Raw genomic sequence first — 14121 nt, 5'->3', positions numbered from 1 at the left:
CGCGGGGTGGAGCAGCCCGGTAGCTCGTCAGGCTCATAACCTGAAGGTCACAGGTTCAAATCCTGTCCCCGCAACCAAAACACACTACACACAACACAAGACACAAGCCCCCACGGGAAACCACGGGGGCTTCGTCATGTCTGGAGCATGATGAAAGCCCTCCAGAGCCAGACGTGCGAAGCAGCCACGCTCGCGTCATTGCGCGTCATTTGCGCATCATTGCAGCCGAGCAAAAAGCAAAAGACCGGCGGGAGTGCCACCTTCTAAGGAAAGCCATGGGGGCTTTCTGTTTTGCATAAGCCGACGGCGAGGATGCGCGGTCCCCAATCACTGTTCCGCCCTCTCGTCGTCAGCGAGCCGTGTGAGAGCAAAAGAAAAGCCCTCCCTGCACCGGCAGGGAAGGCTTTTTTGCGAGTTCTTAAAGACGATAATGGAGTTCAGGCCACCTGCCCGAGTGGATCGAGATCGGCATTGAGCGAGAACCGTTCGAGCTGGACGGCGTAAGCGGCCTCCAGACCCTTGAACCGGCGCTCCGGTTCGGGCTCGATTCGTTCCACCGCAGCCGAGAGGCGCATGCAGAACCGATCGGATGCGGACAGAAGGATACGGAGTGATCGCGCTGATGGCGGAACGCCGGATGAAGCATCCTTCACGAGCACCGCAGCAGCCGCATAGAGATCGTCGACGGCAGCTTCCGTACCAGGGTCGCGCTTGAGCAGACCCATCGTGTTGATGAGGAGTACGCGCAGATCGTGCAGATCATCTCCCCTGCCCGCCTGTGCGAGCAGATCGACGACCTTTTTGACCGCTTCGATTCTTTCTTTGATTGTTTGTGCCAGAGCGCTGCCGGTCATGAGCCTTCCCCTGTAGGCCTTATGTGAATCTCCAGAAATCCACAAAACTCAGAATGTCCATTTATGGTTAAGTAATTGTTACGAAGACGCCAGAGACGTAGGTTTTCCGGTCTTTTGAGAGCCTTGCACATACGGGTGTGAAGCCTTTCCCGTGCGGCAATTTTCGTGCATTGAGATTTCCCGGAAACGCGACTACATCAGCACATCATTCGTGATTTGAACGCCCATCATGTTGAAGCAGAACAGCCTTGAACGACCTCAAAGGTATCGCCCGCGAAGCCAGTGCTTCGCAGGCAGGCCCTGCTTCATGCATGAGCATGAGCTGCGACCTGAACCCAGTCCCATGTGGGATGTTCAGGCGGCCAGCCCGTCAGAACCGACGCCTGCCAGGGCGCACCTCCCACATTGATGCCGGTCTGACGTGATACGTCGCCGGCCCGATCCGGCGATCTTTCTTTCCTCCCGCATTCGCTCTTCGTCCGCAATGCAGGCTCGCCGGATCCCAGCTTGCTGAGAAAAGGAGAAGCCCTGCAATGAACAGGGTCTGGACTGAAGAAGAACTCGACATTCTGCGCCGAGATCGGGAAGCCAAGGTGCCGGTTCCAGTCACCGCTGCGAAACTGGGAAGACCCGTTCCGGCGACCTATGCAAGAGCCAGGCTGATCGGCACGCTCGTCCAGCCGCATCAGTCCTGGGATGAAGCCAGCGTCGCACGCCTGCGCGAGCTCGTCTGCGCTGACCCGCCGATGACGGACAAGCGGATTGCCGCGGAACTCGGAAGAAGCGTGACCCAGATCCGGTGGAAGATGCAGGATCTCGGGCTCATCGGCGTGCGGGATCTGTCCAAGTTGGCGAAAATCACGGCTGCCGAGACGGTACGTCCCAAGGTCGTCAGGACCCCGGCGAACATCTTGTCACAGAAGTCTGTCGCTCCGCCCAGAACGGCGCGTCAATCTGTTCTTCAAGCTCCACCTGTCGCGGCTGAAGCCGTGACGCGTCAGCCAATCGATCCTCAGGCAGAACTAGAGCGCACGATCAAAGCTCTTGAGACTCTCATGGCCGATCGCCTCCGGAAGTCTATTGCGGAGACCGAGGCCGGCATGATCAAGGCAGCTCGCGCGGCCATTGCCGAGAAGGGGCGCATCGACCAGCGCCTTGTTGTTCGGGTCAAGCGCGCGGCCGAGGCGGAAGCACGTCGTTTGGCGGCTGCCAAGCAGGCCGAGGCCGTGGCGAAGAAAGCTGCCGCTGACGCCGAGCGTCAACAGGCTGAAACCAGAAGAATCGAGGTTGAAGCCAAACGGCAGGCCGAAGAGGCCGCACGCATGGCCAGTGAGCAGACGGCCCGTGAGGAGAACCTTCGTAAGAAGGCAAAGGTCGCGGCCTCCGTACGGGCCGAAGAAGTGTCTAAGCCTGTCAGAAGGCCAGCCATTCTGCCGGCCGTGCAAGGTCTGTCACGAGACGCTACCCCACGCCTGCCCCAAGCACCTGCGGTGCCAGCGGCTCCGAAGATCGTCGTCATGGAAGCCCCTGCGGCCGCACGTCCGGTCGAGATCGATCAAGCCGAATCCCAAACGTCCGGCCGCGGCGGCTGGAAATCCGTTCGCCGGGATCCCGCGCGGGTCATGGCGCAGGCGAAAGCCAAGGCCAAGCCGGCGAACCGTGCCGATGCCATCGATCTCGCTCAGGCCGCCCAGGCCGCCATCGAGCGCTTCATCGCGGAACGCGGCGTGACGCGCACCGAGTCGAGCGGCATCCAGTCTGTCGTCTCCCGTCTTCAGGCGCGCGGCTACATTGTCGTGCGCGACGAGACCGGCTGGACGATCGACCAGCGCCACCGAATCGCCAGCGAATGCGACCTGATGGCTTTCGCGGAGGCCCGTGGCATCACGTTGAGTGCCGCGGCCTGATTAACAATCCTTGCCGCGTCCGGCATCTCAGCATCATGTCGGACGCGCCTTCTTGATTTCTTGTCTTGCCGGTGCCCTTGTCAGCCCCACATCGGCTGTGGATAGGGAGATGATGATGGACAAGCGCAGGCTCGGCCGCTCGGACTTGATGGTTTCGCCGCTTTGCCTCGGCGGCAACGTTTTCGGATGGACGGCCGACGAAGCCACCTCCTTCAAGCTGCTCGATGCATACGTGGATGCGGGCCTCAACTTCATCGATACGGCGGATGTCTATTCCACATGGGCTCCCGGCAACACCGGCGGCGAATCGGAGACGATCATCGGCAAGTGGATGAAGGCGCGCGGCAACCGTGACCAAGTTGTTATCGCCACCAAGGTCGGTTCCGAAATGGCGCCCGACCGGAAGGGATTGTCGAAGAGCTATATCCGCTCCGCAGTCGAGGCCTCCCTTCGGCGGCTTCAGACTGATGTCATCGATCTTTATCAGTCCCATCGCGACGATCCCGAAACACCGCAGCAGGAGACGCTCGAGGCTTATGCGGACCTGATCCGGGCGGGAAAGGTGCGGGCCATCGGCGCCTCCAACTTCACCGCCGCACGGATGAAGGAGGCGCTGGCGATCAGCGCCGAACAGGGCCTTCCGCGCTACGAGAGCCTGCAGCCGAAGTATAATCTCTATGACCGCTCGGAATACGAGGCAGACCTCGAGCCGCTTTGCCGCAAGGAAGAGATCGGCGTCATTCCCTATTACGGTCTCGCCAGCGGGTTCCTGACGGGCAAGTACCGGTCGGAAGCGGATTTCGGAAAGAGCGTGCGCGGGGGGCGCATGGCGGCGTATCTGAATGACAGGGGCAAGCGCATCCTCTCGGCCCTGGATGACGTGGCCACCCGCAAGGATGCGACACCGGCCCAAGTCGCGCTCGCTTGGTTGATGGCCCGTCCAGGGCTCACGGCTCCTATCGCCAGCGCCACGAGCGTGGAGCAGTTGCAGGACATTGTGAAGGCAACTAAGTTACGGCTCGATGAAGCCGATATTACAGCACTCGATAGAGCCAGCGCGCCAGCCTGAGACATCCGTTTTTTGCATGGCAGCCTTCCGTTGCAACGGACCAGCGCCCGCTTATCTCGTGACAACCTGTGCTTCAGATAATTCCACAGGATGAAACGAGGTTTTCTATGAGCGCCGATGCGAATGCGTTGTTCCAGCCCTTCACACTGGGCAGCCTGACCCTGCCGAATCGTTTGGTCATGGCTCCCCTTACCCGCAACCGGGCTGCGGAGGGTGACGTTGCGCGTGACATCACCGCTACCTACTACACCCAGCGGGCAAGCGCCGGTCTCCTGATCTCGGAGGGATCCCAGATCTCCCATCAGGGGCAGGGTTACCTGCGCACACCGGGCATCTACACCCCCGAGCAGGTTGCCCACTGGCGCAAGGTGACGGATGCGGTCCACAAGGCTGGCGGTCGGATCTTCATTCAGCTCTGGCATGTGGGTCGCGTGTCCCACACCTCGCTCCTCCCAGGCGGCGCTGCACCTGTAGCGCCCTCTGCGCTGCGGGCTCAGGCCAGAACCCTGCTCGAAAGCGGGTTTGCTGAGGTTTCCGAGCCGCGTGCGCTTGAGGTCTCGGAGATCCCGGCCGTCCTGCGCGAATACGAGAATGCCGCCCGCAATGCCAAGGAGGCCGGGTTCGACGGCGTCGAGATTCACGCCGCCAACGGCTACCTCCTCGACCAGTTCATGAAGGACGGCTCCAACCACCGCACTGATGCCTATGGCGGCCCCATCGAGAACCGCGCCCGTCTCACGATCGAGGTGGCCGAGGCCGTGCTGAAGGTCTGGGACAAGGGACGCGTCGGCATCCGCCTGTCGCCGGCAAAGGTCAATGACGCCGAGGATTCCAACCCGCAGGCCCTGTTCAGCCACGTGGTCGAGCGGCTCGACAGGCTCGGGCTCGCCTATATCCACATGATCGAGGGCGCCACCCAGGGCGACCGGAACGCGGTCAACGTGGACTACACGGGCCTGCGCCGCTCCTTCCACGGTGCCTATATCGCCAACAACGGCTATGACCGCGAGATGGCGGCCCAGGCGGTTGCGAGCGGACGCGCCGACCTCGTGGCCTTCGGGCGCCTCTTCATCGCCAACCCGGATCTCGTCAAGCGCTTCCGCCTCAATGCCCCGCTCAACCAGCCGGACCGCGCCACCTTCTATGGCGGCGGCACGGAGGGCTACACGGATTATCCGGCTCTCAACGAGGCAGCCTGAGGATCAGCAGGTGGAGCAGACGCCCTCCCGGGCCTTCTGCTCCAACTCCTCACCCTGGCGGAACAACTCCTCTTCCCGAGCTGTCGGAGCGACTGCAGAACGTTCGCCCGGCTGAAGCCGGTTGACACCCCCAACACCTCCAGTGGTGTTGGGATCGGCCGAGGAGCGGTTGGCGCTGGTGGCAGCACCACCGGTGCTTGCTTCATTGCCAGGGGGCGATCCCGAGTTGCCGGTCGCGGCATTCCCAACTGTGCTGTCTTGGTCCGTACTGCTTCCCGTCTGTGCGTCAGGGGTTCCCCTGACGCTCGTATTTCCGGGAGCAGCCTGCCCCGGAGGCCGTAGGGTCGAGTTGCTTGGCTGCGTAGCTGTTCCTGACGAGGACGAGCCTGTCGACGGCGATGCCGACGAGGACGAACCGCCGGCACTGCCGCCGCTGCTGGAGCCTCCGGAGGATCCTTGCGCCCATGCGGCTCCTGCAATCAGGCAGCTTGCGACCAGGGCAGTCGAAATAGTGAAATGACGCATCGGCGCCTCCTTTCGAGGTGCTGTCGAACGTCAACTCCAGGCAGAGTCATCGGTTTCCAGCGGATGGCCGCCAAATCGCCAGGGTGACCCTGCCCGCCGGGTCCAGGACCCGCTGCTCCCTCGGTGTCAGCCCCTGCTCCAAAAGGATCGTCTCGGCACCCTTCCCAGCCCGGCACTCCGAAAAGACCGAAACGCCATCCGGCACATGGGTGCCTTCCGCGCGGGTCAGGTGGAATGCATCGTATCCAATCTCAAGAAAGAGATCGAATACCTGACGCCCACCGGGCACGGCGACCCGGCCGCCCAATGGCAGAACGGTGCGGATCGCCTCGTCCCATGGCAGCTTTGCAGGATCCCACCACCATCCATCCGCACGCCTATCGAGACCAGAGGATGACGAGGACAGGATCATCCGCAGGCGGCCCTTGGGATTCGCATTGGCTTCGTGCCCGAGGCGCCCGAGTACGGTGACGGCGGACATGTTGAGCTCGGCCTGGAAGTAGGCCCAGTCGGCTTCGTTGCGCAGCACCTCGGGCGTGCGGCCCGACTCATCGGCAATGCAGTCGTTGTCCGACACGATGGCGTAGCCGTGGATCTCAACCTGGGACATGCGGAGGCCTTTTGTAAGACACGTGAACGATAGAAGCCCGCATGAGGATGCCGAGAACGAGCGCGTTGAGCATGTGCCAGAGGAAGTGCGTTCCGACCGGCACGGAGGCGCAGACAGAGCTATCAACCGAGCGGAACGCAAGCGACAGAACGAACACGCCGGCCGCCATGAGAAGCGCCCTGCCCGGCTCCTTCACCCTCAGGAACAGGCACAGGCTTCCGACGGTCAGCATTGCAAGCGCCGCCGGGAGATAACCCACGGACCCGTTCAGCGTCACTCCGGGATAGACCGAAAACCAAAGGCGGTCGAAGAGCATGTTGAACGCAACGAAGAGCACAGTCGCCATAAGGGAGGCGATAGGCCGAAGTTGCAGATAACGGCGCAGGGCCAGCAGGAAGTAGCTGTAGATGAAAACCGCAATCGGCAACACGTCGGCCAGGAGCGACCAGCGGTTGGCGAAGGTGTGGAACAGGAAGCTGCCGGTCCCGACGATGAACGTGACGGCTATCAGCCACAGGGCAGGCCAGTCCCGGCCTCCTGCGCGCCGCCAGAGCGCCAGGCCATAGAGCGCCGCCAGGATGAAGGCGCCGTTCGTCAAGGCATTCAGCGGCTCGGCCCAGAAGCCGGGAGCGAGTCGTTCGCAGTAGCTGTCGATGGGAGTGAGCCAGTATTCGGGCATGCGTTGCAACCATGAGGACAATGGCGAAGTTCCAGCTTGCCAGCCAAGGACGAAAACCCGATGAAGCACATGCGACAGGAAAGAGGGAGAGCCGGGATGCGGATTGCCACGTGGAATGTGAACTCCATCAAGCAGCGGCTGGAACACCTCGGCACCTTCGTGAAGAGCGCCGACCCGGATGTCGTCTGCCTGCAGGAGTTGAAATGCGTGGACGAGGCTTTCCCGCGAGCCGAGGTCGAGGCCCTGGGCTACAACGTCGTCACCCATGGCCAGAAGGCCTATAACGGCGTCGCCATCCTGTCCAAGCGGCCGCTCGAAGACGTTCGCCGCGGTCTGCCGGGTGATGAGAGCGACGAGCAGGCCCGCTATCTGGAAGGCGTGATCTCGACCTCCACCGGCGCCGTTCGGGTCGCCTCCATCTACCTGCCGAACGGCAACCCCATCGGCACGCCAAAATTCGACTACAAGCTCGCCTGGATGGACCGCCTGCGCGCCCATGCCCGCAGCCTGATGGCCCTGGAGGAGCCGCTGGTCCTGTGCGGCGATTACAACGTGATCCCGGAGCCCGAGGATGCCTACGATCCGGCGGCATGGACCAAGGACGCCCTGTTCCAGCCGGAGAGCCGGGCGAAGTTTCGGGAACTGCTCAATCTCGGCCTCGTCGACGCGGTGCGCGCCTGCAGCGACCAGCCGGGGCTCTACTCGTTCTGGGATTATCAGGCCGGCGCTTTCCAGCGGAACAACGGCATCCGCATCGACCACCTGCTGCTCTCGTCCCAAGCGCAAGACCGGCTGAGGACAACTTCGATCCGCAAGGAAGTGCGCGGCTGGGACAAGCCGTCAGACCACGTGCCGGTGATGGTCGACCTCGATATCGAGTGATCGTCAGAACACTCGCCGTCATGCCCGCACTTGCCGCGGGCATCAACGTTTTCAGCGTTTAAGACGTGGATGGCCGGGACGAGCCCGGCCATTACGATAGAATTGCTAGGCCGCTCGCTCTACCGGCGCGCCTGTATGTACTGCTCCAGAAGAGCGAGCGCGAGCTTGCGGTCGCTGTCGTCCGAGGCCGTGAAAGCATCCTGATACAGATCCACGATCCACTGATCCTTGGCGGCATCCGTCGAGGCCTCCCGGGCCAGGGTCAACCACATGAGCCCCTTGGCGCGTTGACGCGGAACGCCCTGCCCCGTCATCAGGAGATGGCCCAGGAGCGCCTGGGAAGCCGTATGGCCCTTCTCGGCCGCCAGGTTGAACCAGCGGGCGGCCTGGCGGGAATCCTTGCGGACGCCGGTGCCCTCCAGATAGAGCCGCGCCAGGTTGTACTGCGCGTTGGAGTCGCTGAAATAGGACGCCGCGTAGCTGAACATCTCGACGGCGCGCGCCGGGTTGGCCGCAACATAGGTGCCCTGGATGCCGTCCAGGAAATAGCTGCCGAGCGCCACGAAGGCGCTGGAGACGGCGCCGGCATTCGGCGAGTCAGGGCTCTCGTCCGCATGCTGGTCGGCGAGCTTGGAGAAATACTCGAAGGCCTTCAGATCGTCGTGCTCGACCCCATCGCCATCGGCATACATGCGCCCGAGCTTCCAGAGGGCGAGCGAGTGCCCCTGCCCGGCCGCGTATTCGAGCGCGTGGACAGCCCCGATCTTGTCCCCGGCATTGTAGGTGCGCATGCCGCTGCGCAGGGCATCGCGCACCGAGCCGTACTTGGTGACCGGCGCAGCAAGAGCCGGCGCGAGGGCAGGCGTCAGCGGCTGCGGACGCGGCGCGGCATCGAGCGCATGCGCGGCCCCCGCCCCGAGGAAAGCCGCCCCTACAACGGCAAGAATGAAGTTAGACGTCCGCATAGGTTTCTTTTTCTGCGGCTCCGCCCGGATGGGTGACTGCCCCATCCCGTGCGGGACCAACGGTTTGTGCGTATTTCCAGAGATAGCCCGAGGTGGCGCTCGTCTCGCGCGGCGTCCACTCAGTTCGGCGCTGCGCCAATTCCTCGTCCGAGAGTTCCACGTCGATGGTGCCCTCGATGGCATCGATCGCGATGATGTCGCCGTCCTTAATGAGCCCAATCGGTCCGCCCACGGCAGCCTCGGGCCCCACATGGCCGATGCAGAAGCCGCGGGTCGCGCCCGAGAAGCGGCCATCGGTGATGAGCGCCACCTTGTCGCCCATGCCCTGGCCGTAGAGAGCCGCCGTCGTGGAAAGCATCTCGCGCATGCCGGGACCGCCGCGCGGCCCCTCGTAGCGGATCACCAGAACCTCGCCCTCATGGTACTGGCGCTTGGACACGGCCTCGAAGCAGGCCTCCTCGCCGTCGAAGCAGCGGGCCGGGCCGCGGAACACCTGGTTGTCGGAGGCCATGCCGGCCACCTTCACGATGGCGCCTTCGGGAGCGAGGTTGCCCTTGAGGCCTACGACGCCGCCGGTGGGCGTGATCGGGGTATTGGCCGGATAGACCACGTCCTGCTCGTCGTTCCATTTCACGGATGCGAGGTTCTCGGCCATGGTACGGCCGGTCACCGTCATGCAGTCGCCATGCATGAAGCCGTAGTCGAGGAGTGTCTTCATCAGCAGGGGGATGCCGCCGACCTCGAACAAATCCTTGGCCACGTAGCGCCCCCCGGGCTTCAGGTCCGCGATATAGGGCGTGCGCTTGAATATCTCGGCGACGTCGAACAGGTCGAACTTGATGCCCGCCTCGTGGGCGATAGCCGGCAGGTGCAGGGCCGCATTGGTGGAGCCGCCGGAGGCCGCCACGACGACAGCCGCATTCTCCAGCGACTTGCGGGTCACGATATCGCGCGGGCGGATGTTCTTGGCGATCAGGTCCATGATCTGCTCGCCGGCCGCGGCGCAGAACCGGTCGCGGATCTCGTACGGCGCCGGAGCGCCGGCCGAATACGGGAGAGCAAGGCCGATGGCTTCAGACACTGTCGCCATGGTGTTGGCGGTGAACTGCGCCCCGCAGGCGCCGGCCGACGGGCAGGCCACTTGCTCCAACTCGGTCAGGTCCTCGTCGGACATCTCGCCGACGGAATACTTGCCGACCGCCTCGAAGAGGTCCTGCACGGTCACCTGCCGGCCGCGGAAGGAGCCGGGCAGGATCGAGCCCCCGTAGATGAAGATCGATGGCACGTTGAGGCGCACCATGGCCATCATCATGCCGGGCAGGGATTTGTCGCAGCCGGCCATGCCCACAAGGGCATCATAGGAATGGCCGCGCATGGTCAGCTCGACCGAATCCGCGATCACCTCGCGCGACGGGAGCGACGCCTTCATGCCCTGGTGCCCCATGGCGATGCCGTCGGTGACCGTGATGGTGCAGAACTCGCGCGGGGTGCCGCTGGCCGCCGCCACGCCCTTCTTCACGGCCTGAGCCTGGCGCATGAGGGAGATGTTGCAGGGAGCGGCCTCGTTCCAGCAGGTGGCGACGCCCACCAGCGGCTGGGCGATCTGCTCCCGGGTCAGCCCCATGGCGTAGAGATAGGAGCGATGCGGCGCGCGAGCCGGCCCCACCGTCACGTGACGGCTCGGCAGCTTCGACTTGTCGATCAGGCGCGCATCCATAATCCGTACTCTTCTTCACCCGGTTCTCACGAGGAACTCCAAGGCTTTGGAACTCCCGTGATCTGCCATGTGCCGCGCCACCGTTGCAATGACCCTAAGGAAGGATTGTCTCAGCAGCCTTAACCTGGATTTGCCCCAGGGTGCTTTGCTGTAAAGCCTTGGTTTAGCAGCACTTTAGCCAGCTTCATGAGGTGCTCCCGGTTTATGGCGGCATCGCGGCGGAGCTTGGGCCAAGGGAGGCAAGATGTTGAAGGTTTGAGGGTGTTGCTTGGCCGCAACATTTTTGGGACGGCATTCCTGATCGGACGCGTCGGCGGACTCTCTGTTTGGAGAGTATGACGGAGCGTCAGGAGTGGGCATAAGGAGAAAAAATATAGCATTGCACAGGTCCGTCGCAGGACCACAGCTGAGGAGGCTCCCGCCATGGTCGCGCCCGTTTTCGTTGGCTCCAAGTTCGTGATCGATGAAGGAAGTGCCAGCACCTCACTCGTCAAGATGGCAGCCTTACCGGATGGCGGCTTCATAGCCGTCTGGAAGGATGAAGGCGGTATGCATAGCCAGACGTTCGAAGCGGATGGAACGGGCAGAACCGTTGAGATCAGCATCCCTCTCAGCACTGACGCAAATGGTGAACGCTTCGATGTCACGGTCCTCTCTGACGGTGGCTATGTCGTCACGTGGGAGAGGTTTATACCTCGTGCCGGTGCTGTTGTTGAAGGTGCCATGTTCAATCCGGATGGATCTCTTCGCAAGAGCACCTTTCAGATCAGCAAAATTCCATTTAACTATTTCTGCACGCCTGATGTCGTTGCTGTCGATAATGGCGGCTTCATGATTTTATATGAAAGCCGTGGGATTTCAGGTGATACATTCAATGTTCTTGGCCAGACCTTCAGCAACGCCGGCGAACTGGTCAAGGATGAGTTCCTCGTCAATTTAGAAACTGCTGGTTCCCAGAGTAATCCTGTTGCCACTACTTTGAAGAACGGAACGGTTGCGACCGCATATAGGTCAGAAAACGATATCCGTATTCGGCTTCTTCAGGTTGACGGCAATCCAGTGCCAGACACCCCTGAAATTTCAGTCAATGCACGACCCAGTGGTTTGAGGCCTCTGGCCATTACAGCTCTTGATGATGGACGGTTCGTCGTCGTTTGGGCAACAATAAATGTTGATAGCAGCGGCAGCGCCATAGTAGCCCAAATCTTTGAGGCAGATGGCGCAACCTCCGGAAGCAAGATTACAGTCAATACGACGACAGCAAACGATCAAGTAAATCCACGAGTCTCTGCCCTCCCTGGTGGCGGATTTGCTGTCGTGTTCGAGGACTACAGTCGTACATCCAGTGATCCGAATGTGCGTGTAGCAACCTTCGACGCTGCCGGCAGCCGCCATAGCGATGATTTACTCGTCCATACTTCGACTTCGGGAAGTCAGTTAAGCCCTGAGATCATCACTCTTTCTGACGGCAAGATAGCCGTCTCCTGCAAGGAGACTGACGGCAGCTTTGTCAGTCAGGTGCTCCGACAGGATATGCTGGTGAATGGCACGGACGGAGCCGACACTCTCAAGGGCAGTACGGGCAACGATACGCTGAACGGCGGCGGGGACTTCGATCGGCTGTTCGGCGGAGCGGGGGCTGACGTGCTCAATGGCGGCGAGGGCTTCGACGTAGCCGATTACAGCAACGCCAAGGCAGCCGTGGGTATCGATCTTACCGAACCCTCCAACAACTATGGAGAGGCTAAGGGCGACGCTTATGACGGTATCGAGTCATGGATTGGGAGCGACTTCAACGACACGATCACGGCCAACGATGAGGCGCAAGAACTCTGGGGCGGCAAGGGCGACGATATAATCCGGTCCGGATACAGCACCACATACCTCGACGGCGGCGCGGGAAACGATACCCTGGATGGTGGTACGGGAGGCGATGTTCTCATTGGCGGCGACGGATTCGCCATCGTCAGCTATAAGGGTTCGAACGGCCCGGTGCTCATTGACCTCAGCATTGGCGCTGCCAATGGCGGGGATGCAACAGGCGATGTATTCTTTTCGAAGGACGTGCCCACCATAACGGTCGAGGGCATTATCGGCTCAAGCCACCGCGACAAGCTCGTCGGATTGGCTGCCTTGGACTCCTATCTCGACGGTGGAGCGGGCGCCGACACACTCCAGGGCGGCAGCGGCAATGACACATTCGTGGTCGATAGCTCAGATGATCAGGTTTCTGATAGTGGCGGTACCGACACGCTCATCATCCAAGCGGATGTGTTTGGTGTAGTCGACCGCCTTGAGGACGGAATCGAGAATCTGATTGCTACCGAGACCGCCAACAATGCCCCGCTTTTTGGCAACGATCTTGCCAACATCATCACAGGCAACTCCCACGCTAATGTGATCATTGGCTATGGTGGAGCCGATACGTTACGCGGCGGGGACGGGAACGACACCTACCACGTCCATGATGCATCTGACATCGTGGAAGAGGCCTCTGGAACCGGCACCGACACGGTCTACGCCTACACCAGCTACTCTCTTCAGAGCGACAGTAGAGTCGAGGTTCTTGTGGCTGCCGTGGATGGTGATGAGACAATCAACCTTACCGGCAACAGTTACGCCAATGTCCTGAAGGGAAATGGCCGAGCCAACCGCCTCAATAGCGGGTCCGGCAATGACCGGCTGATTGGGGGCGGAGGCAATGACACGCTGGAGAGGGGAACCGGCAGCAACACGGCTGTCTTCTCCGGCTCTCGCGCAGAGTCCACGATCACGCGCAACACCGATGGAACCGTGACAGTCAAAGGGCCGGATGGCACCGACCTGCTCAAGAACGTCCGTTGGCTTGAGTTCAGCGACGGGACGGACTTCGTCAACGCTGCTCCTGCCGGTCTGTCGCTGTCGAACACTGTCAGGTGGAGAACGCGCCCCTCGGGGCTGTGGTGGGCACGCTGTCAGCCACCGACGCGGACGGGGACGCGATCCGCTACAGCCTGGCCCCAGGCTCCAGTTCCGCCTTCGGCATCCGCACGGTCAACGGAGTAACGAGCCTGGTGGTCACCGGCCCGCTCGACTTCGAGACGCAAGCTACGCACCAAGTGACGATCCAGGCCAGAGACGATTATGGCGGGGTCACCAGCCTGACGATCAACCTCACTGTCACCAATGCCATCGAGACCACCCCGTTCACCATCTGGGGCACCGCACGGGCCGACGCGCTCACCGGTGAGAATGGCCACGACACCATCTACGGCAGTTCGGGCAATGACCAGCTTTATGGTGCCCTGGGCAACGACCGGCTCCATGGTGGCACCGGCAACGACCGGCTGTGGGGCCAGGGCGGCAAGGACGTGTTCGTGTTCGACACGCGCCCGAACAAGCGCACGAACGTCGACAAGATCTACGACTTCAAGTCCAGGGACGACAGCTTCTACCTGGATAACAAGTACTTCACCAAGCTGGGCTCGGGCAGCCTATCGAAGCCGAAGAAGTTCAAGTCGGACATGTTCACTGAGGGCAAGAAGGCGCAGGATCGGGAGGACCGGATCGTCCATGACAAGAAGACGGGCGCACTCTACTACGACCAGGACGGCACCGGCTCGAAGGCACAGGTGAAGATCGGCACCATCACCAACAAGACAAAGCTCTACTGGCGCGACTTCTTCGTGGTGTGAGCAAACGGAATCCAGCTCACAACATCCGACATGGCCGGGC

At 61.8% G+C, this 14121-nt stretch carries 12 protein-coding genes and 1 tRNA gene; 7 read left to right on the top strand and 6 right to left on the bottom strand.

The annotated features are described in order from the left end of the window. A tRNA-Met gene (locus JQC81_RS08025) sits at positions 1-77 on the top strand. 360 nt (positions 78-437) lie between these two features. Here JQC81_RS08025 and JQC81_RS08020 read toward each other — a convergent pair. Continuing rightward, positions 438-854 (bottom strand): hypothetical protein, encoded by a 417-nt coding sequence (locus tag JQC81_RS08020; RefSeq protein WP_203271288.1) that lies wholly within the window; start codon positions 852-854, stop codon positions 438-440. Between the two features lie 533 nt (positions 855-1387). Here JQC81_RS08020 and JQC81_RS08015 point away from each other — a divergent pair. The 3 genes from JQC81_RS08015 to JQC81_RS08005 all read left to right on the top strand — a co-directional run bounded on the left by JQC81_RS08015 (position 1388) and on the right by JQC81_RS08005 (position 5029). Further along, a complete protein-coding gene (locus JQC81_RS08015) occupies positions 1388-2761 on the top strand; it encodes a hypothetical protein (protein ID WP_203271287.1) in 1374 nt (457 codons plus the stop codon). 115 nt (positions 2762-2876) lie between these two features. Beyond that, the gene (locus JQC81_RS08010; protein ID WP_203271286.1) at positions 2877-3830 is read left to right on the top strand and encodes an aldo/keto reductase; all 954 of its coding nucleotides are present in this window, start codon (positions 2877-2879) and stop codon (positions 3828-3830) included. Between the two features lie 107 nt (positions 3831-3937). After that, entirely contained in the window at positions 3938-5029 is a 1092-nt protein-coding gene (locus JQC81_RS08005; protein WP_203271285.1) for an alkene reductase, read from the top strand. A 286-nt stretch (positions 5030-5315) separates the two neighbouring features. On the opposite strand, the gene JQC81_RS08000 is transcribed toward JQC81_RS08005, so the two are convergent. The 3 genes from JQC81_RS08000 to JQC81_RS07990 form a co-directional block, all read right to left on the bottom strand. Continuing rightward, a complete protein-coding gene (locus JQC81_RS08000) occupies positions 5316-5495 on the bottom strand; it encodes a hypothetical protein (protein ID WP_203271284.1) in 180 nt (59 codons plus the stop codon). Positions 5496-5600: 105 nt separating this feature from the next. After that, a complete protein-coding gene (locus JQC81_RS07995) occupies positions 5601-6164 on the bottom strand; it encodes a dihydrofolate reductase family protein (protein WP_203271283.1) in 564 nt (187 codons plus the stop codon). Then, complete coding sequence (locus JQC81_RS07990; protein ID WP_203271282.1) at positions 6151-6843, bottom strand: ceramidase domain-containing protein; 693 nt, start codon at positions 6841-6843, stop codon at positions 6151-6153. Before JQC81_RS07990 ends, JQC81_RS07995 begins: the two co-directional genes overlap by 14 nt. A 96-nt stretch (positions 6844-6939) precedes the next feature. On the opposite strand from JQC81_RS07990, the gene xth reads away from it, so the two are divergent. Next, on the top strand, positions 6940-7725 hold the full coding sequence (gene xth, locus JQC81_RS07985) for an exodeoxyribonuclease III (protein WP_203271281.1): 786 nt from the start codon (positions 6940-6942) through the stop codon (positions 7723-7725). A 119-nt stretch (positions 7726-7844) separates the two neighbouring features. On the opposite strand, the gene JQC81_RS07980 is transcribed toward xth, so the two are convergent. Then, positions 7845-8690 (bottom strand): tetratricopeptide repeat protein, encoded by an 846-nt coding sequence (locus tag JQC81_RS07980; protein WP_203271280.1) that lies wholly within the window; start codon positions 8688-8690, stop codon positions 7845-7847. After that, positions 8677-10407 (bottom strand): dihydroxy-acid dehydratase, encoded by a 1731-nt coding sequence (ilvD, locus tag JQC81_RS07975; protein WP_203271279.1) that lies wholly within the window; start codon positions 10405-10407, stop codon positions 8677-8679. Before ilvD ends, JQC81_RS07980 begins: the two co-directional genes overlap by 14 nt. A 423-nt stretch (positions 10408-10830) precedes the next feature. Between ilvD and JQC81_RS07970 the strand changes: the two genes are divergently transcribed. Continuing rightward, entirely contained in the window at positions 10831-13452 is a 2622-nt protein-coding gene (locus JQC81_RS07970; protein ID WP_203271278.1) for an autotransporter outer membrane beta-barrel domain-containing protein, read from the top strand. Next, entirely contained in the window at positions 13350-14081 is a 732-nt protein-coding gene (locus JQC81_RS07965) for a cadherin domain-containing protein (protein ID WP_203271277.1), read from the top strand. The genes JQC81_RS07970 and JQC81_RS07965 overlap by 103 nt, the downstream gene beginning before the upstream one ends. Positions 14082-14121: the final 40 nt, after the last annotated feature.

Source organism: Microvirga arabica (assembly GCF_016811235.1).
Taxonomy (GTDB): domain Bacteria; phylum Pseudomonadota; class Alphaproteobacteria; order Rhizobiales; family Beijerinckiaceae; genus Microvirga; species Microvirga arabica.
This window is presented reverse-complemented; position numbering and strand designations above follow the sequence as displayed.

Excerpts from the sequence above, each read along its gene's own strand:
- JQC81_RS08020 (WP_203271288.1), bottom strand. The coding sequence starts at position 854 with ATGACCGGCAGCGCTCTGGCACAAACAATCAAAGAAAGAATCGAAGCG.
- JQC81_RS08015 (WP_203271287.1), top strand. The coding sequence starts at position 1,388 with ATGAACAGGGTCTGGACTGAAGAAGAACTCGACATTCTGCGCCGAGAT.
- JQC81_RS08010 (WP_203271286.1), top strand. The coding sequence starts at position 2,877 with ATGGACAAGCGCAGGCTCGGCCGCTCGGACTTGATGGTTTCGCCGCTT.
- JQC81_RS08005 (WP_203271285.1), top strand. The coding sequence starts at position 3,938 with ATGAGCGCCGATGCGAATGCGTTGTTCCAGCCCTTCACACTGGGCAGC.
- JQC81_RS08000 (WP_203271284.1), bottom strand. The coding sequence starts at position 5,495 with ATGGGCGCAAGGATCCTCCGGAGGCTCCAGCAGCGGCGGCAGTGCCGG.
- JQC81_RS07995 (WP_203271283.1), bottom strand. The coding sequence starts at position 6,164 with ATGTCCCAGGTTGAGATCCACGGCTACGCCATCGTGTCGGACAACGAC.
- JQC81_RS07990 (WP_203271282.1), bottom strand. The coding sequence starts at position 6,843 with ATGCCCGAATACTGGCTCACTCCCATCGACAGCTACTGCGAACGACTC.
- xth (WP_203271281.1), top strand. The coding sequence starts at position 6,940 with ATGCGGATTGCCACGTGGAATGTGAACTCCATCAAGCAGCGGCTGGAA.
- JQC81_RS07980 (WP_203271280.1), bottom strand. The coding sequence starts at position 8,690 with ATGCGGACGTCTAACTTCATTCTTGCCGTTGTAGGGGCGGCTTTCCTC.
- ilvD (WP_203271279.1), bottom strand. The coding sequence starts at position 10,407 with ATGGATGCGCGCCTGATCGACAAGTCGAAGCTGCCGAGCCGTCACGTG.
- JQC81_RS07970 (WP_203271278.1), top strand. The coding sequence starts at position 10,831 with ATGGTCGCGCCCGTTTTCGTTGGCTCCAAGTTCGTGATCGATGAAGGA.